Genomic DNA, 17,784 nt, shown 5'->3' on the forward strand with positions numbered 1-17,784 from the left:
ACACATCATGCGTAGCCTGTCCGGAACCCGAAACCGCGTCGCGTTGACGGTGGCGGGTCTGCTGACCCTGGCCGTCGCGGCGTGGCTGGTCGCGGTGTCCTTCGCCCTCATCCCCGCGGGCTCGCCGCTCGCCGGCCTGACGGTGCCGGCCGACTCGACGGTGTCGACGCTGGTGCAGGAGCACCGTGGGTGGGCACTGCCGGCCGCCACCGCCGCCTCCGTCCTCGCCGTGCTCGCCGGGCTGGGTCTGCTGCTCGCGCAGATCCCCACCGCACCGGCGCACACCTCTCTGCGTCTGCACGACGACGACGGCACCGTCCTGGCCACCCTGGAACCCCAGGTGCTGGAACGTGCGCTCGCCGAGCGGGTGGAGGGCGTCCCCGGCGTCGAGGAGGCGTCCGTGCGGGTCTCCGGCTCCACGACCTCCCTGCGGATCCTGGCCGAGGTGACGATCGCCGAGGAGGCGCAGGTGGAATGGGCTGTCGAGGAGGCCCGCCGGGTGCTTGCCGCGGATCCGGAGACCGCCCTCGGCACCAGCCCTCGGTCGGTCGACCTGCTGGTCCGCGTGCACACCCCGCGGACCTCCCGATCCGACCGCGTGGCCGTGCGCCATCACGGTGCGGGCGGGGAACTGGTCTCCGAGGCGGCATGACCCCCGCGCCCTCCCCGCCGGGGGAGTACCCCGACCGCACCCTGGTGCTGCGCGCACAGGACGGTGACCCCGAGGCCTTCGACGTGTTGATCGACCGCCACCAGGGTCGCCTGTTCCGCATCGCCTACCTGGTGTTGGGGGACCGGCAGGACAGCGAGGACGTGGTCCAGGAGTCGCTGCTCACCGCGTGGAAGCGGCTGCATCTCCTGGACGACCCGGATGCGGTGCGGAGCTGGCTGTCCCAGATCTGCTCGCGTCGGGCGACCGACATCGCCCGCCGCCGGGCCCGCCGCTCCACCGACGCCCAGCCGCCCGAGCTCCTGAACGTCCACCGCGACGAGGGCCCCCGGTCCGACCCCGCGCAGACCACCGTGGTCAACGCGCAGATGCAGGCCCTGGCCCGGGTGCTCGGGACGATGGACCCGGATCTGCGGTCCTGCTGGACACTGCGCGAGATCGACGGCATGTCCTATCGGGAGGTCGCGTCCGCGCTCGACATCACCGAGTCCACCGCGCGGGGCCGCCTCGCGCGTGCCCGCACGCACGTGATCGAATATATGAAGGAATGGCGGTGAACACCATGGACGGATCCTCCGGACCCGGTGGACCCGACGACGCCGAGGCCACCCGGCACTACCTCGACCAGATCCGCGCCCTGCACCGCGACTGGGACGAGCTCGAGAGCCGGGGCGACGACTCCGTGCAGATGTCCGGTCGGGCGAGGTCGGCACTGGCGGAGGCCGTCCGCGCGGATGCCCGACACGGCGCGCGGGTGCAGATGCCTCCCACCGACATCGGCCCCTACTCGCTGACCGAACTCGCCCTGCGGACACTGATCCGCGACACCGTCGACGGCGTCCCGGGGGTGCTGAGTCTGCGGACCACCGTCGACCACGATCCGGTCGAGGGCTGGGGTACCCGCGGTCTGCCCCGCCGCATCGCGTGCCGCGTCTCGTTCGCGGCGTCGACCCCGGATCTGCCCGCCCTGGCGGACGCGGTCCGACAGGCGGTGCGTGGTGCGTGCGCCCGCGAATTCGACCTCGTCGACCTGGCGGTCGACGTCCACATCGAGGATCTTCATGAGAACTGAGCCGACGGCAGCGGAGTTGATCGACCTGGTGGTCGCCGTCCCCGGGGTCAACGGGATAGAACCCGGCATCGGCACCTCACTGCGGGCGCTCGATGCCCGCATACGGCGGGCCGGCCCCGTCCTGAGTCACTTCGGTCTCCACGTCGACCGCGACGGCAACAGGGTCACCGTCGAGGTGAGCCTGGACCCCTCCCGACCGGTCAGGCAGAGCGTGCGGGAGATCCAGTCGGTCCTGCGGGACGCCCTGGGCGCCTCGGTGCCGGTCGGTACCGAACTCGAGGTGCGGGTGCAGTCGCTCCACCGGGGCTGAGCCCGCGGCGCGTGCGTCCGGCGCGCACACCGTTGGCGATCACCAGGATCTCCGCGAGCTCGTGCACCAGCACGACCGCGGCCAGCCCCAGGACGCCGGCCAGCGCCAACGGCACCAGCCCGATGATGATCGCCAGCGAGAGCCCGATGTTCTGCAGCATGATCCGGCGGGAGCGGCGGGCGTGCTGCAGCGCCCGGGGCAGGTGCCGCAGGTCCTCGCCGAGGAGGGCCACGTCGGCCGTCTCGATCGCGACGTCGTTGCCCATCGCCCCCATCGCGATCCCCAGGTCCGCGGTCGCCAGGGCGGGGGCGTCGTTGACGCCGTCGCCGACCATCGCCGTCGCCCTCTCCGCGCGGAGCCGGGTGACGATGCGGGCCTTGTCCTCCGGCCGCAGGTCCGCGTGGACGTCGTCGAGCCCCACCTCGGCCGCCAGCGCGCGGGCGGTGCGGCCGTTGTCCCCGGTGAGCATCGCCACCCGGTAGCCGTCGCGGCGCAACGCGGCGACCACCTCCGCGGCCTCGGGCCGCGGCTCGTCGCGGACCGCGATGGCCCCCAGCACCTCGCCCTCCCGCTCGACCAGCACGGCCGTCGAGCCGTGGTGCTGCATCCGTTCGACATCCGACGCCAGGGGGCCGGGCCGGATCCATCCGGGCCGACCCAACCGGACCGACCGCCCGTCGAGCAGCCCGGTCAGGCCGGCGCCGGTGACGGCGGTGACCTCCCGGGACGCGGGGACCTCGTGGCCGGCCGCGTCCAGGATCGCCGCCGCCAACGGGTGTTCGCTGCGGGCCTCCAGAGCGGCGGCCACCGCGAGGACCTCCGCCCCGGAGACCCCGTCCGCGGTCGCGATCTCGACGACGGCAGGACGCCCACGGGTCAGGGTGCCGGTCTTGTCCAGGGCGATTCCGCGGATGCGGCCGAGGGCCTCCAGAGCGCCGCCACCCTTGACCAGCACACCGAACCGGCTTGCCGCACCCACGGCGGCGTACACGGTGACGGGCACCGAGATCGCCAGGGCGCAGGGCGAGGCCGCCACCAGGACGACGAGGGCCCGTTCGATCCACACCTGCGGGTCGCCGAGCAGGCTCCCCACCACCGCGATCAGCGCGGCGGCCACGAGGATGCCCGGGACCAGGGGCCTGGCGACGGTGTCGGCCAGCCGCTGGGCCTCGCCCTTGCGGGACTGTTCGGCCTCGACGATCCGGACGATCCTCGCCAGCGAGTTGTCCCGCGCCTCCGCGGTGACCGTGACCTCCAGGGCGCCGCTGCCGTTGATCGACCCCGCGTACACCTCGTCCCCCGGACCGGCCTCGACCGGGACCGATTCGCCGGTGATCGCCGAGTTGTCCAGGGCGGTCCGCCCGGCGCGGATGGTGCCGTCGGTGGCGATCCGCTCGCCCGGTCGGACGATCATCACCTCGCCCAGACGCAGGTCGTCGGGCTCCACCCGCAGCTCACGCCCGCCGCGGAGGACGGTGGCGGTCGACGGCACCAGCGACAACAGGGAGCGCAGGCCGCGGCGGGTGCGTGCGACCGAATACTCCTCGAGCCCCTCGCTGATGGCGAAGAGGAACGCCAGCATGGCGGCCTCCTCGATCTGTCCGAGGATCACCGCACCGGCGGCCGCGATGGTCATGAGCGTGCCCACGCCGATCCTGCCGCGCACGAGCCGCCTCAGGGTCGAGGGGACGAAGGTGTAACCGGCCACCAGCAGCGCGAGCACGGACAGCGCGGACCCGGCCGCGTGGGGGCCGGCCGTCCAGCCGAGGATCAGTCCCGCGAGCAGCAGGAGCCCGGCGATGGCCGCGGCCCGGATCTCGGTGACCTGCCACAGCTTCTCCGGACCGCGGTCCTCGTGCTCGCCGGCCAGCGGTTCGTCGGGGCCGCACCCGCACGCGTCGCTCACGAGACGTGGTCGGGGCACAGCGCGACCGCCGACCCGGTCGCGGAGAGGAGCGTCTCGGCGGAGGACAGCAGGTCCATCAGCTCGGGACGGGCGAGCGAATAGAACACCTGCCGGCCCTGCGGTCGCCCCTCCACGAGCCCGCAGTCCCGCAGGCACGCGACGTGGGCGGACACCGTGGACTGGGCCAGCCCGAGCTCGGCCACCAGGTCGGCGACCCGGGTCTCACCGCGGGCGAGCCGGCGGATGATCGCCAGCCGGGTCCCGTCGGACAGGCTGCGGAACAGCGCGGCAGCGGCATCGAGTCCGGGCCCTGACTCGGGGGCCGCTCCCGGCTCCGTCCGTGACCGGCACCCGGTGGTGTCCGCGCACGCAACCCCGGCATTGATCGTCATTCGACGATGATAACTGTGTTGAGCGATGTGTTCCAGGGTCGACGCCGGCGTCGACCCGGCCGCTAGGAATTGGCGATCGCGAGCACCGCCCACACCGGGAGCCACAGGCCGAAGGTGAGGATGGTCAGGATCAGGTGCAGCACGTGGTTGACGCGCCTGCCGCCGCCGTTGGCGACGAACACGGTCTGCTGCATCGGGTACGGCTGCGGCATGAAGGGCTGCGGCATGAAGGGCTGGGGAGGGTACTGCTGGGGCATGACGTGCTGCGGCATGAGGTGCTGCGGCAGGTACGGCCGGTACGGGCCGGGAACGAAGGGGTCGTTGTCGAACGCGGGTGGCGCTCCCAGATGCCGGGGGGCGAAGTCCTGGTCAGGGCGGTACGGCGCGGCGGGTGAGTTGCCGTAGGGCAGACCGCCCTCGTGCGCCAGGGGTTCGGCGGGCCCGGCGGCCGGGCGGGTCGGGAACTGCTCCGTCGGGAACCGTTCCGTCGGGAACTGCTCAGGGGGGAACCTCTGGATGGGGGCGAACTGGTCCGTGGGCGCCGGAAGGCGGTCCCGACCGGCGTCCGAGGACTCGTCGGGCCGGTAGGGGAACTGCTCGTTCATGGCGTCTCATTTCACGGTGCGGGAGAGGCGACTCGACTGACGTCGGGGTCACCCTAGCCGCGGCCGCGCGCCGCTCACCCGGGGCGGAACGGAAATCCGGGAGAAGATCGGGGGACCCCTGCAGCGCGCCCGGCCGGGTCGTCAGGGTCTACCCCTACGAGCCACCGCTCTCCCGGCGTCTGTGGACGAGTAACCAGACGAGCAGCACCGCGAGGAGGCTCACCAGTGCCACACCGGCCCCCAGGGGGCGGACCGTGGCGGAGGTGGCACCGGTCCACGCGTCCGGGGTGGGTCCGTCGTCAGGCGAGGGAAGGGTGAGGTCCTGCGCTCGCGTCTGCTTCTCGGCGCCGCTCGCCAGAGCGACGGTCGCGTTCCACTCGCCGGCGGGGACCGGCAGGTCCGCCGACAGCGGGAATCGGACCTCGGCCGTCTCGCCGGGAGCGATCGTGACGGGCTCCGCTGCGATCGGTGGGGTCGCCAACCCGCCGGGCCCGCCGGTGAGGTCGAGGGTGCCGGCCACGTCGATCGCCCGTCGTCCCGTGTTGGACACGGTCGCGAGGAAGGCGGCCACCCCGAGCGCGGTCCAGACCGGCCGGAGATCGACGATCTCGAAACCCGACCCGGGGTCGTCGCCCGCGCCGGTGGAGAGGTAGACGCGGACCCCGACGCGGGAGATCCGGTCGAGGCCGGCCTCGTGCGAGCCCGAACCGCCCCCGGAGGACCCGACCGACCCGAGCGATCCGGCCTCCGACCCCACCGACCCCGCTGAGCCCACCGACCCAGTACCCGATCCGGTCGCGCTCCCGCCCGGGGCCGCGGAGGTGTGGGACGCCCAGATCACCGCGTACTGCTCGGCATCCGGGGCCTCGGCGGGCACGGAGATCGTCGCGACCACCTCGGCCGACGCCCCGGGCTGCAGGTACAGAACCGGCCGGTCGACGCGGATCCACCGGGACAGGGCGCTCGATTGACCGGGCGCTGAGGGGAGGAAGCTCCCGTCCTGCAACGCGGCCGGCCCGGGATCTATTGCGTCAAATCCGGCGGCGTGTCGCGGGTGTGAACCGGATGGCGGGTCGCCCCATGGTGCAGCTGAGTCGGTGTGACGGGTGCGGCGCCTACGCCACCTGCATCGTGGTCAGACAGGTCAGGTCGTCTCCGCCGGTCGAGACCGGCGACGTCGTCGAGTCGCCGTCGTGCTCGATGGTCAGCGTGCCGGTGAGGTCGCGCGGGAGCCACAGGCCCACGAAGCCGTTGTCGTAGGTCGTGCGGGTCTCGTCGAGGACGGTCCGCCCGGTCGCCTCGTCCGTCACGGTCACCTGCACGGTCTCGCCGCCGAGCTCACCGAGGCACGTGGTGAGGCTGTGGAAGAAGCAGTCGTGCGTATAGGTCCGGTACGGGGCCACGGAGAGGTAGAACTCGTCGGCCGGCATCGGCAGCGCCGTCTCCTCGAACCCGCCGGTGGGATCGCTGAGCACCAGCTGGTCCGGCTCGACGGAGGCCCACAGGTCGTCGGGCCGCTCGGCCACGGGCATCGTGTCGAGTCGCTCGATCACCTGGCGGGCGTCCAGCCCCTCCAGATCGTGCTGCTCGACGAGGGTGGCCGCGGCCTGATCGGGCGTGGAGTCCGGCTCCGGCTCCGCCGAGGTACAGGCGGTCAGCGCCAGCGACCCCGCGACCACGGCCGCGAGCAGGGCGCGACGGCGCGCGGACGGGCGGGGCACAATCGACAGAACACTCACCACGGTCACAGGCCCGCGAGCATCTCACGCATCTGATCGATCTCCCGCTGCTGGGTGTCGATGATGGCCCGGGCCAGCTCGACCGCCTGCGGGTGGGTGCCGTTATCCACCTGGTCCTCGGCCATGTCGATCGCGCCCTCGTGGTGGACGATCATCTGCTCCAGGAACAACCGCGCGGCGTCGGTACCCTCGGCGTCGGCCAGCTCCCGCATCTCCTGCGGCGAGAGCATGCCGTCCATCATGCGCATCTCGCCGGCGTCACCCATGTGGTCGCCCATGTGATCGCCCATGTGGTCGCCATGATCGCCGCGGCCCATGCCGGGCTCGCCCCACTCCTCGAGCCACTCGTCGAGCTGCTCGATCTCCGGGCCCTGCGCGGCCTTGATCTCCTCGGCCAGCTCGCGGACGTCGTCGGGGACACCCTCCTTGGCCAGGATGATGTCGCTCATCTCGATGGCCTGCTCGTGGTGCGGGATCATCATCCGCGCGAACCGCACGTCGGCGGCGGAGTGCTCGGACGCGTCGCCCTCCTCGGTGGTCGCGGGAGCGCCGTCCTCGGCGGTGGTGGTCGTGGCCGGCGTCGTGGCCGTCGTGTCGTCGCCGTCGTCGGCACAGGCGGAGAGCGTGAGGACGGCCACGGCTGCGGCGGCGAGGAAGATCCTGCTGGTCATCGTCGAGGTCCTTTCGAACGGAGCGGCCGGGCGCCCGGACTGCTGGGAACCATCCTGCCCGTCGGGTCCGGCGCTCCGGATGGAGGTCGTGTGAAGGTTTGGTCAAGGCCGTCGCGGGGGCGGCGGAACCGCAGGAGGGGCGCGATGATGGGACCCATGACCCCCAGCCCTGGCGACCACGGACAGGCCGGTGCACCCGATCCCGTGCCGCGCCCGCCCACGGGGTTGCGGGCGATGGTCGTCGACGACGAGCAGTCCCTCGCGGACCTGGTCGCCTCGTATCTCCGTCGCGACGGATTCGAGGTCACCGTCACCGGCGACGGTGCCGAGGCGGTCACGTTGGCGCGGTCGGTGGACCCGGACGTGATCGTCCTGGACCTGGGGTTGCCGGGGCTGGACGGGGTCGAGGTGTGCCGGCGGATCAGGGCGCACTCCGACGCGTACGTAGTGATGCTCACCGCCCGGACCGACGAGGTCGACACACTGATCGGGCTGTCCGTCGGCGCGGATGACTACATGACCAAGCCGTTCAGCCCCCGCGAGCTCATGGCCAGGATCCAGGCGATGTTGCGCAGACCGCGGGGTCCCGTGACCGGGTACGACGACGAGGTGGCGGCCGCCGGGTCCGCGGGCACCACCCCGGTGGACGCGCGTCTGCGGAGGATCGGGGATCTGACCATCGACGTGGCCGGTCGCGAGGTGAGCGTCGACGGGCGGGCCGTCGCCCTGACCCGCACCGAGTTCGACGTGCTCGCCGCCCTGTCCCGCGACCCGGGTGTCGTGTTCACCCGATCCCAGTTGATCGAGAGGGTGTGGGGCCCGAACTGGGTGGGCGACGACCACCTGGTGGACGTCCACGTCGCGCACCTGCGCCGCAAGCTCGGTGACGAGGCCACGCGGGGTCGCTACGTCCGCACGGTCCGCGGCGTGGGCTACCGGATGGGACCCGGGCGGTGAGCGGCGGCGCCGTCGGTGAGGTGCGGCGCGGCCGGCTCGCAGGGGCGAGTTTCGGGACGCGTCTGTTGGTGGTCATGGCCGGGGTGGTGGTGGGCTGCGCGGGGAGCGCCTGGCTCGTCGCCTCGGTGCTGGCGCCCGAGATCTTCCACGACCACCTCGGGCAGGCCGGGATCGAGCACGACTCCGCGGAGGCCGCCCACGTCGAGGAGGCGTTCACGGATTCGATCGTCCTGGCGTGGGGGCTGGCGGTGGGCGTCGCGGTGCTCCTGGCGTTGCTGGCGAGCTGGTACCTCACCCGCAGGGTCCAGCGTTCGGTCGCGGTGGTGACCGCTTCCACCGCCGAGATCGCCGGCGGACGCTACGACACGCGCGTCGCGAGCCCCGAGCTGGGGCGGGAGTTCGACGACCTCGCGACGAGCGTCAACGAACTCGCCCGGAGACTCGACGCCACCGACACCACGCGACGCCGGATGCTCGCCGATCTCGGTCACGAGATGCGCACCCCGCTGGCCACGATCGACTCCTACCTCGAGGCCGTCGACGACGGTGTGCGGGACTACGACCACGACACCAGGGAGGTGCTGTGGACGGCCACCCGCCGACTCGAACGCCTGGCGTCGGACATCGTGGCCGTCTCGGCCGTCGAGGAGCACCTGACCCGCCTCCATCCGGTCCCCACCACCATCGCCGGGTTGGTGGGGACCGCCCTCGACGCCGCCCGGGAGCGGTTCGCGGACAAGGGGGTGGAGCTCACCGCCCGCGACCTCGTCGACGCCGAGGTCACCGTGGACGTCGACCGCATGGGCCAGGTACTGGGGAACCTGCTGGACAACGCACTTCGGCACACCCCTGCCGGTGGTTCCGTCACCGTCAGCACCAGCCTGCTCCCCGCGGACACCGGCACCAGGACGTCCGGCACCGACACGGTGGCTCTGAGGCGGGTGTCCGTCACTGTCACCGACACCGGCGAGGGAGTGGCCGCGCACCACCTGGATCACCTCTTCGACCGCTTCTACCGCGTGGACACCGCCCGCGGCCGACACGGCGGGGGAAGCGGCATCGGGCTGGCGATCACCCGGGCACTCGTGGAGGCCCACGGCGGTCGCGTCAGCGCGGCCAGCGACGGCCCCGGGCACGGCGCGCGCTTCAGCTTCACGATCCCCCGAACCGCGCGGTGGCCCTGATCACCCGATCGCGCTGAGCAACTCCGCGCACGCCGTCTCGCAGCGGCGGCAGGCCTCGGCGCAGATCGCGCAGTGGGCGTGCATGTCCGCGTGGGCCCCGCAGTCGTCAGCGCACGTCGCGCACGCGACGCGGCACGCGCTGAGCAACTCCTTGACCGCCCCCGAGATCGTCCCGGTCCGGCGACTCAATACCGACGCGGTGGCCGCGCACACGTCCGCGCAGTCGAGATCGGTGCGGATGCAGTCGCGCATCTCCGCGACCGACTCCTCGGCCAGGCACGCGTCCGCGCAGGCGGTGCAGATGCGCGCGCACGCGGACGCGGCGTCGATCGCCTCCGCCAGCAACTCGACGGGCAGACCGCCGGTCGGGTGGGGGTGGGACGTGATCATGTCGATGGTGCTCATGGTTCCTCCTGGGACTCGTTCTGGTGAGGGCGAGGCGGGGGTCATCGGGTGGCCAGGACGATCCGCTGCAGGTCGTGGCCCACGATCACGTCCCCGCCGTAGCCCTCCTGGGCCCAGTCGTGCCATTGCCGCACGTCCACGACGCCGGAGTAGTCGCCGAGGTGCGTGAGGACCAGTCGCTCGGCGCCGGCGCGCTCGGCGACCTGCCCCACCACCTGGACCTCGACGTGGGACTCCAGGTTGTGCTCGATCATGGCCGGCGGCAGGTTGCCGCCGCGAACGTTGATCGCCTCGTGCACGAGGGTGTCGGTGCCGAGCGCCAACCGGTCCAGGTTCACGCTGAGGCTGGTGTCCCCGGAGAACGTCACCGACCCGTGCGCGGTGTCGAAGCGGAAGGCGAACGCGGGGAAGACCGGCCCGTGCGGGACGAGGGTGGCGGTGACCCGGACGTTCTGGTCCTCCATGACGAGGAACGGGTCCATCGCCGGGGAGGTGTTGGTGTAGCTGGCGCCGACGTCCGGGATCACGATCTCGTGGACGTCGAACAGCGTGCGCGGGTCGGGCGGCCCACCGGTGGGGCCGTTGTCCCGGAGGAAGATGTTCGACGTGTAGGCGTAGGCCTCGTCCAGCCGCTGCGTCATCTCCGCCGTGCCCGGGGTCGGGCTCTGGGGGGCGACCACCGGGAAGTCCGGGTAGTCGACGTTGGGCGGTCGCAGTCCGCCCGCGGACCCCGGGCCGTGGACGCCGACGGGGGCCACGAGTTTGTCCCCGGCGGCGTTGGCGACCACCCCACCGATGAGCGCGAAGTTGTAGTAGTCCGCGATGTGGTCGGCGTGCAGGTGGGTGAGGAAGATGTCGCTGATCGCCGCCAGTTCCAGGCCCGTGAGCCCGTACTGCGTCACCGCGGACCGGCCGCAGTCGATCACGTAGGCGGCCCCGTTGACCACGAGGACCGACGCGATCCCCACCCGCGTCCTCTCCACCATCGGGCCGGCGAGTGTCCCCAGGAGCAGCAGCTCGAGTGGTTCACGCTGCGCCGAGGGGATGCCGTCCGGCGGGGTGCCGCCGGACGACCCGAGGGAGCCGGAGCCCAGGGAACCCGTGAGGCTCTGGGCTCCGGCGGAGCCGCTGCCGAAGCCCACGATTCCGGTCGCCGCGACCGCCCCGCCGAAGGCGGAGAGGACCGAGCGGCGGCTGAGGCGGGCGGTGGGCGGGGGCGGGGGGAGGGGTTCTGACGGGGGCATGGCGGCGTCCTTCTTCCGGGGTCGAGTCAGAGGCGGCGACGAGCCGGAGAAGTGCGCGCTACCAGCGCGTTGTGCCCGGAATGTAATCTACCTCACACTCGGTTGGATAAAAGCACATTCACGATCCGGGTCAGAACGGGACCTGGGTCCGGAGCAGTCCCTCCGCCGGGGCCCGGCCGCTGAGTGCTCGGCAGAACTCGAACGCGTCCATGGTGAGGTTCTCGCCCGCGCCCGAGTGCCCGCCGTGCTGCCAGCGCCCACCCGCCGGGCCGGTGAGCTCCAGATCGTAGGCCTGCCCGTGTCGGCCGGCCCACTCGGCGACCACGTCGGCGACGATCACCCCCTCGTGCTCCGCGGTCGCCGTCATGGGGGCTCCCGTCGCGGTGGCGATATCGATGCGGTGCATGAAGGGATCGCGCGTGAGGATCACGTCGAACAGGTAGCCCATGGACCACCACTCGCCGTTGTCCTCCATGGCCTGCTTCCGCATCACGCCCGGCGCGCGCCGCCGGTTTCTTGCGGCCTTCGGGGCGAGTCGGCGAACCTGGGCGATCAGGTCCTCCGTCGACAGTCCGGCGTTCTTCTCCACCTGCAGCGCGGTCATCGCGTCGATCGCGGGGCAGCCCTCGCGCTTGGCGCGCCTGCCGGACGCCACCTGCTGGCGGACCATCTCGGGCCAACTGGCGAGCATCTGGATCATGCCCAGCATGTGCCCGGCCATCGCGCGCACGTCCCACTCTGTGCAGTCGGTCTGGGCGTCCCACTGGTCGGGGGCGAGGCGGTCGAGCGTGTCTGCCACCCGGTCGTACTCGGTGGCGGCGAGGCGCGCGGCGACGTCCCGCTGTAGTTGCGGCATGCGGGGATCGGTCTTCGAGCGGTGGTGCCCGGTTGTCGTGGTCATGGCGGTGTGCCTTCCTGTGTGGTGGTGACCGGGACGTCGGTCGGGATGCCGACGTCGTGCAGGTACATGTCGACCGCGCGGTCGAACAGGCGGGCCCAGCGATCGCCGCCGGGGTCGTTGGCGAGTTGGGCGTCCGCCATGCCGCCCACCACGGCCACGTAGAGATCGATGTCCTCCTGGGCGGTGATCCCGATGGCCGCGAACCGCTGACGCAGACCGTCGAGCACGAGCACCGCGGGCGCGTAGGCCTCGGGGCTGGGTTCGAAGCCGGGGATGGTGCGCTGGTTCATCAGCTGGAACCGGGCGAGGTCGCTCACGCAGAAGTCGAAGTACGCCCGCGCGTACATCCGGACCGTCCCCCGGGCATCGGACGGGCGTCCCTCGTCCAGGGCCAGCATGATGTCGAGGCACTCGGTCCAGGCCTGGGCGAACATGGCGTCGTAGATGGCGTTCTTGGAGTCCACGTGGGAGTACAGCGACGGCGCCTTCATGCCGACGCGGGCCGCGACATCGCGGAGGGTCAGCTGGGCCAGGCCCTGTTCGCGGGCCACCTCCCACGCGGCGTCGATGATCTCCCGCCGTGTCGCCTCACGTCGTTCGGCTGACCTATCGCGATTCGGAGTGCCTAACATGGTTAGGATTGTGCGCCGGTGACCCGCCGGTGTCCAGAGGCGATCGGGTTGCGTTCGGGTCTCGGTGCCGTCACGGCGCGTGGGTCTCCAACTCCACAACCTCGTCGGCCCAACTCTCGGCCAACCGCAGATCGTGGGTGATCGCCAGGACGCCCAGGCCTCCGTCGGCCCGCCGGCGGAGGGTGCGGGCGATCGCGGTCGTGCTCAGCGGATCCAGATGGGCGGTGGCCTCGTCGGCGATCAGGTACCGGGGTTCCTGGGCCAGCGCGCGGGCCAGGCAGGCGCGCTGGAGTTGCCCGCCGGAGACCTCCGCCGGGCGGCGGTCCAGCAGCGCCGGGTCCAGGCCGACCTCGACCGCCAGCGCGTCCGGGTCCACGGGGACGCCGCGCACCGACGCCGACAGGGTGAGGGCACGGCGCAGCGTCAGGTGCGGGTCGGAGGCGGACACCGGATCCTGGTCCAGCAGGGCCGTGTGGCCGGGCAGCCGACCCCGACGACGACGCACATCCACGCCCCCCGCGGTCACCGAACCGGAGCCGGGGACGAGCAGGCCCGAGAGCAGGTGGGCCACCGTGGTCTTGCCACACCCGGAGGGCCCGACGAGCGCGGTGATCCGTCCGGGTCGCACGGTCAGGTCGGTCGGCGGGAGGACGAATCCGCCGTCGGGACGGCGGTAGGTGACCCGGTCGGCGACGAGGGTCATGACGACGACGACCCGACCGCCGCGTCGAGCTCCGGGCTGAAGTCGGGCACCGCCGGCACCGCCGCCGATCCGGGGTGCAGCGCGGCGGCCAGGAACTCACGGGTGTACGGGGTGTCGGGTGCGGCGAGCAACCGCGAGGCCGGGCCCACGTCACAGAGGTGGCCGGCCCGGAGCACGGCGACCTCGTCGGCGGCGTCCGAAGCGGTCAGCGTGGCCAGGTCGTGGGTGATCACCACGACGCCGATGCGGCGCTCGTCGGCCAGGCGGCGCAGCAGCCGGAGAGTGGCCAGGGCGGGCCCGGCGTCCAGGCCCGCGGTCGGTTCGTCGGCCACCAGCACCGACGGAGCGGTGGCCAGGGCGGCGCCGATCGCCGCACGCCGGAGTTGCCCACCGGACAGCTGGTGCGGATAGCGGTCGGCCAGCGCCGGGTCGAGACCCACCTCGAGGCACAGCTCGGCGACCGAGCGGCGGCCATCCCGCCTTCGCCCGGCCGCGGCGAGCGCTTCCGCGAGCTGCCCGCGCACATGCCGGCTGGGCGTGAACGCGGCGGCCGCCGACTGCGGCACGTGGCCCACCCGGGACCTGCGGGCCGTATCTCTGAGAAGCGTATCTCTGAGAAGCGTGTCCCCGAGGACCGTGATGCGCCCCCGGACGTGGGCCTGTTCCGGGAGCAGACCGCAGCACGCGTCCGCGAGCGTCGATTTGCCGGCGCCCGACTCGCCCACCACGGCCAGCACCCGGGCCGGCGGGACACGCAGCGTGACGCGGTCGAGGATCCGGACAGGGTGGCCCTCCGGGCCGGGCACCGACACCGTGAGCCCGGCGATGTCCAGCGCCGGGGTCGAGGCCACGGGTGTCGACGGAACGGGTGTCGACGGAACAGGTGGCGACGGCATCGGCTCGCCGGAGGGACCGGACCCGTTGTCGTCGTCGTCGATCTCGTGGATCGCGGGCGACGCCCCCCTGCGTCCCCGGCGCCGCCCCGCGGGGGCGAGCAGCGCCACGGCCACGGTCACCACGATCAGCGCCGCGGCGGGGAAGGCCAGCGCCCACCAGCGGCCCAGCAGCAGATCCGCCCGGGACAGGGCGACGAGCGTGCCGAGGCTCGCCTCCTCGGGCGGCAGTCCGATGCCCAGGAACGACAGCGTGGACTCGTGCCACACGGCGTGGGGGAGCATCACCACCACGGCCAGCCCCGCCTGTCCGGCGACGGCCGGGAGCACGTGGTGGCGCACCAACCCGGCGGGCGAGGCCCCGGCCACCCGCGAGGCGGCGACGTACCCCGAGGCCATGACCTTCTGCGTCTCGGCGCGCACTATCCTCGCCACCGGGGGCCAGTGGGTCAGCGCCAGAGCCAGGACCAGGGCGGTGATCGACCCCCGGAACAGGGCCACCACCACGACCGTCGCCAACAGGTGCGGCACCGCGGCCACGGCGTCGGTCAGGCGCATGAGCAGCGCGTCGACCCGCGCGCCGCCCGCGGAGGCGGCGGCGCCCACGGCCACCCCGATCGCCGTGGCCGCCACGGCCGAGCCGGCGGCCACCGCCAGGGAGACCTGCAGCGCCTGCGCCACGCGCACGGAGGTGTCGTGGCCCAGCGTGTCGGTGCCCATGAGGTGCGGCCAGCTCGGGGCCAACCCGGCGCGCAGATAGTCGGTGTCCGCCCACGCCGGCGGGGCGAGCAGCGGCCAGACGACCGCGTACGCCACGACGAGGGCAAGGAGCAGTATCGCGACGATGCGCCGGGGGGCTCGGCGGCGGGTGGTGTGGCGCCGGGTGCCGTGACGCTGGGGGGCCGGGTGGTCACGCATCGATCCGCACCCGAGGGTCGGCCAGCAGGAGCAGGCAATCGGCGAGCCAGGTGCCCACCAGAACGGTCGCCGAGGCGCCCAGGGTGACGGCGGCCAGCAGCGCGAAGTCGGCTTCGAGGGCGGCGTCCACGGTCGCTGCGGCGAGGCCGGGCCAGGCAAAGACGCTCTCCACCACCAGCGACCCCGCGATGAGTTCGGGCAGCCTCGCGCCCAGCAACGCGATGAGGGGCTTCCACGACACGGCCGCGATGTGCCCGGTGAGCACAGTGCGCTCGTTCAACCCCCGGGCGCGGGCCTCGGCCACAGGGGCGGAGGCCTCGGCGTCGAGGACCGCCCGGCGCAGGGCCAGCAGCATCCACGGGACCTGCCCGGCGGCCAGCGCCACCGCGGGCAACACCAGGTGGCGGGCGACGGTCGCGACCGTGGGGTCCTGCCCGGGCGGGGCCGCCCCGGTGACGGGCAGCCACCCCAGCGCCACCGCGAACACCGCGACCGAGGCCATCGCCAGCACGAACGGGGGCACCGCGCTGAGCGACACGGCCAGACCCGCCAGGGCCCGGTCGAGGGCGCCGTGCGGGCGGCGGGCGGCGGCGGCTCCGGCCACCAGGGTCACCGCCAGCGCCAGGGCGAGCGCGGTGGCGGAGAGCAGGATCGTCCACGGCAGCCGCTCCGTCAGAACCTCGAGCACCGGCTGCCGGTAAGCGTGAGAGAACCCCGCGTCACCGGCGGCCAGCCCGGCCACCCAACTCCACCACGCCTGCCACCACGCCAGGTCCGTCCCCAGTGCGGCGGCGGCCGCGGCCCGGTCGGCCCCGGTGGTGCGCTCGTACCCGGAGCCGAAGTGAGCGGCCAACGGGTTCAGAGGGGACGCCGCGGCCAGGATGAACGCGCCGAGGGTCACCGCGATCAGGACCAGCGGCGCCGCGGCGGCGCGGCGGGCCGTGAGGTGGAGGAGGTCGGCGCGGCGTTCGCGCAGGCGCCTGCTCACCGGCCGCTGGTCCAGGAGGCCAGCGACCACCATGGACCCCACGTCACCCCGTGCGCGTGCGGCTCGAGGATCGGGGCGGGCCGGGTGTGGCCGGTGTCGCGCAGGACGTAGGTGTGGTCGAGCGTGGCCAGGAAGACGTGACCGGGCGCGTCGGCGTAGGCCCTCTGCGCCTCGCGGTAGTATCCGGTCCGCTCCCCGGGGTCGGCGGTGGAGCGGGCCGCGTCCAGGGCGGCGTCCACCCGGGGATCACGGTAGTCACCGGGGTTGTCCAACGGGCCGGACGCCGAGGTGCGCGAGTGCAGGGTCCGGTAGGCCTGCGTGTCCACCGTGTAGGGGTTGTCGCCGCCACCCAACAGGATCGCCACCTCGTCGATGCGCTGCTCGATCTGGTCCCAGCTGCCGCCCCACACGGTCACCGCCACGCCGAGTTCGCGCATCTGGTCGGCGAACGCCGACGCGAGCTCCCGGCGGACCGGATCGGCGGCCGGGTAGGCCAGCGTGACCTCGGCGCGTGCTCCGTCCCGGGCCAGGACGCCGTCAGCGCCGGGCCGCCATCCCGCCTCCCGCAGCAGGTCGGCCGCCCGGACACCGGTGAGCGGCGGGGGTTCGTACTCCGGGTAGGCGTCGGTGATCGGGGACGCCACCGGGCGGCCGTGCCCGGACAGGACGCGGTCGATCAGGCCGTCCCGGTCCACGGCCAGGTTCAGCGCCCGCCGGGCCGCGGGATCCCCGGCGAAGGGATGCGACATGGGCAGCGCCACCGCGCGCCAGTCGGCCGACGCCACCGAGACCAGCTCGAGGCCGCCCCGTCCGGCCAGACCTTCGGCGAGCCGCGGTGGCAGTGCGGCGCCGTCGACCTCCCCGGCCATCAGCATCTGGGCCCGCGCGTCGGCGTCCGGCACCGACCGCAGGACCACCCTGGAGACCTCGGGCGGGCCGTCGCGGTAGTCGGGATCGGCCTCCAGCACGGCCTCGCCGGCGGTGAGGCGGGCCAGTCGGTAGGGGCCGGTGCCGACCGGGGCGGAGTTGAGCGACGACGCCGACGCCGGCCCCGGGGTCAGCGCCTCCGAGGGCGCGATGCCCAGCAGGAGCCGGGCCGGCATCCCCGGGTCGGGCGCGTGGAGGTGGAAGCGCACGGTGAGCGGGTCCGGGGTGTCCACGCGCGCGATCGGGGAGTAGTCCGAGGCGATGGGGGAGGCCGACCGCGGATCGACCACCGCGCGGTAGGTGGCGGCCACGTCGCCGGAGTCCAGGAGGGAGCCGTCGTGGAACCGCACCTGATCGCGCAGCCGGACGGTCCAGGTGAGCCCGTCCGCGCTGACCTCCGGCACCTGCGCGGCCAGGGCGGGTTCGAGCCGGGGCAGCGTGGAGTCGTCGACGGCGACCGGGCGCAGGAGCCCCTCGTACAGCGGGGAGACGCCGGTCGATCCGTACCCGGACACGGGATTGAACTCGCCGGGGTCGCCAGCGTCGGCCAACACGATCTGACCGGTGTTCTCCGACGCCGGGGCGGGGGTCGCGCAGCCCGACGCGGCGAGGGCCGACGCGAGTCCGACGCAGACGGCGGCGTACAACGGTCTCACAGACGCACTCC

General features: G+C 73.2%; 20 protein-coding genes. 6 read left to right on the plus strand and 14 right to left on the minus strand.

Annotation, left to right across the window (positions count from 1 at the left end; translation table 11 throughout):
* Positions 1-7 precede the first annotated feature (7 nt).
* The 4 genes from ABD250_RS02385 to ABD250_RS02400 are packed head-to-tail and all read left to right on the plus strand — an operon-like array spanning position 8 to position 2,052.
* Positions 8-652 (plus strand): hypothetical protein, encoded by a 645-nt coding sequence (locus ABD250_RS02385; RefSeq protein ID WP_182658597.1) that lies wholly within the window; start codon positions 8-10, stop codon positions 650-652.
* The gene (locus tag ABD250_RS02390) at positions 649-1,227 is read left to right on the plus strand and encodes an RNA polymerase sigma factor (protein ID WP_179523289.1); all 579 of its coding nucleotides are present in this window, start codon (positions 649-651) and stop codon (positions 1,225-1,227) included. Before ABD250_RS02385 ends, ABD250_RS02390 begins: the two co-directional genes overlap by 4 nt.
* On the plus strand, positions 1,218-1,742 hold the full coding sequence (locus ABD250_RS02395; protein ID WP_182658596.1) for a hypothetical protein: 525 nt from the start codon (positions 1,218-1,220) through the stop codon (positions 1,740-1,742). The genes ABD250_RS02390 and ABD250_RS02395 overlap by 10 nt, the downstream gene beginning before the upstream one ends.
* Positions 1,732-2,052, plus strand: a complete 321-nt coding sequence (locus tag ABD250_RS02400) for a hypothetical protein (protein ID WP_146166327.1) — start codon at positions 1,732-1,734, stop codon at positions 2,050-2,052. Before ABD250_RS02395 ends, ABD250_RS02400 begins: the two co-directional genes overlap by 11 nt.
* Here the strand turns inward: ABD250_RS02400 and ABD250_RS02405 are convergent.
* The 6 genes from ABD250_RS02405 to ABD250_RS02430 form a co-directional block, all read right to left on the minus strand.
* Positions 1,943-3,958: a heavy metal translocating P-type ATPase gene (locus ABD250_RS02405; RefSeq protein ID WP_344390940.1), complete on the minus strand. Its 2,016-nt coding sequence runs from the start codon at positions 3,956-3,958 to the stop codon at positions 1,943-1,945. The genes ABD250_RS02400 and ABD250_RS02405 overlap by 110 nt on opposite strands.
* The gene (locus tag ABD250_RS02410; protein WP_017838012.1) at positions 3,955-4,350 is read right to left on the minus strand and encodes an ArsR/SmtB family transcription factor; all 396 of its coding nucleotides are present in this window, start codon (positions 4,348-4,350) and stop codon (positions 3,955-3,957) included. Before ABD250_RS02410 ends, ABD250_RS02405 begins: the two co-directional genes overlap by 4 nt.
* Positions 4,351-4,412: 62 nt before the next feature.
* Positions 4,413-4,955 carry a hypothetical protein gene (locus tag ABD250_RS02415; protein WP_344390375.1) on the minus strand — a complete coding sequence of 181 codons (543 nt, stop codon included), beginning with the start codon at positions 4,953-4,955 and terminating at the stop codon, positions 4,413-4,415.
* 154 nt (positions 4,956-5,109) lie between these two features.
* The gene (locus ABD250_RS02420; RefSeq protein WP_182658232.1) at positions 5,110-5,961 is read right to left on the minus strand and encodes a hypothetical protein; all 852 of its coding nucleotides are present in this window, start codon (positions 5,959-5,961) and stop codon (positions 5,110-5,112) included.
* 109 nt (positions 5,962-6,070) lie between these two features.
* The gene (locus tag ABD250_RS02425; RefSeq protein ID WP_259846537.1) at positions 6,071-6,676 is read right to left on the minus strand and encodes a CueP family metal-binding protein; all 606 of its coding nucleotides are present in this window, start codon (positions 6,674-6,676) and stop codon (positions 6,071-6,073) included.
* A gap of 23 nt (positions 6,677-6,699) precedes the next feature.
* Complete coding sequence (locus ABD250_RS02430) at positions 6,700-7,365, minus strand: DUF305 domain-containing protein (protein WP_182658230.1); 666 nt, start codon at positions 7,363-7,365, stop codon at positions 6,700-6,702.
* Positions 7,366-7,599: 234 nt separating this feature from the next.
* On the opposite strand from ABD250_RS02430, the gene ABD250_RS02435 reads away from it, so the two are divergent.
* Complete coding sequence (locus tag ABD250_RS02435; RefSeq protein ID WP_344390942.1) at positions 7,600-8,322, plus strand: response regulator; 723 nt, start codon at positions 7,600-7,602, stop codon at positions 8,320-8,322.
* Positions 8,323-8,396: 74 nt separating this feature from the next.
* Entirely contained in the window at positions 8,397-9,506 is a 1,110-nt protein-coding gene (locus ABD250_RS02440; RefSeq protein WP_344390944.1) for a sensor histidine kinase, read from the plus strand.
* Here ABD250_RS02440 and ABD250_RS02445 read toward each other — a convergent pair whose 3' ends face one another.
* The 8 genes from ABD250_RS02445 to ABD250_RS02480 form a co-directional block, all read right to left on the minus strand.
* The gene (locus ABD250_RS02445) at positions 9,507-9,911 is read right to left on the minus strand and encodes a four-helix bundle copper-binding protein (protein WP_182652056.1); all 405 of its coding nucleotides are present in this window, start codon (positions 9,909-9,911) and stop codon (positions 9,507-9,509) included.
* A 41-nt stretch (positions 9,912-9,952) separates the two neighbouring features.
* A complete protein-coding gene (locus ABD250_RS02450) occupies positions 9,953-11,155 on the minus strand; it encodes an MBL fold metallo-hydrolase (RefSeq protein WP_344390384.1) in 1,203 nt (400 codons plus the stop codon).
* Between the two features lie 130 nt (positions 11,156-11,285).
* Positions 11,286-12,056, minus strand: a complete 771-nt coding sequence (locus ABD250_RS02455) for a maleylpyruvate isomerase family mycothiol-dependent enzyme (RefSeq protein WP_182658355.1) — start codon at positions 12,054-12,056, stop codon at positions 11,286-11,288.
* Positions 12,053-12,688, minus strand: coding sequence for a TetR/AcrR family transcriptional regulator (locus tag ABD250_RS02460; RefSeq protein ID WP_182658354.1), 636 nt, complete (start codon positions 12,686-12,688; stop codon positions 12,053-12,055). The genes ABD250_RS02455 and ABD250_RS02460 overlap by 4 nt, the downstream gene beginning before the upstream one ends.
* Before the next feature lie 70 nt (positions 12,689-12,758).
* The gene (locus ABD250_RS02465; RefSeq protein ID WP_344390387.1) at positions 12,759-13,391 is read right to left on the minus strand and encodes an ATP-binding cassette domain-containing protein; all 633 of its coding nucleotides are present in this window, start codon (positions 13,389-13,391) and stop codon (positions 12,759-12,761) included.
* Positions 13,388-15,202 carry an ATP-binding cassette domain-containing protein gene (locus ABD250_RS02470; protein WP_344390389.1) on the minus strand — a complete coding sequence of 605 codons (1,815 nt, stop codon included), beginning with the start codon at positions 15,200-15,202 and terminating at the stop codon, positions 13,388-13,390. The genes ABD250_RS02465 and ABD250_RS02470 overlap by 4 nt, the downstream gene beginning before the upstream one ends.
* On the minus strand, positions 15,195-16,223 hold the full coding sequence (locus ABD250_RS02475; RefSeq protein ID WP_344390391.1) for an ABC transporter permease: 1,029 nt from the start codon (positions 16,221-16,223) through the stop codon (positions 15,195-15,197). The genes ABD250_RS02470 and ABD250_RS02475 overlap by 8 nt, the downstream gene beginning before the upstream one ends.
* Positions 16,187-17,773, minus strand: a complete 1,587-nt coding sequence (locus ABD250_RS02480) for an ABC transporter substrate-binding protein (protein WP_344390393.1) — start codon at positions 17,771-17,773, stop codon at positions 16,187-16,189. The genes ABD250_RS02475 and ABD250_RS02480 overlap by 37 nt, the downstream gene beginning before the upstream one ends.
* Positions 17,774-17,784 lie beyond the last annotated feature (11 nt).

It is taken from the genome of Dietzia cercidiphylli, assembly GCF_039531545.1.
Taxonomy (GTDB): Bacteria; Actinomycetota; Actinomycetes; order Mycobacteriales; family Mycobacteriaceae; genus Dietzia; species Dietzia natronolimnaea.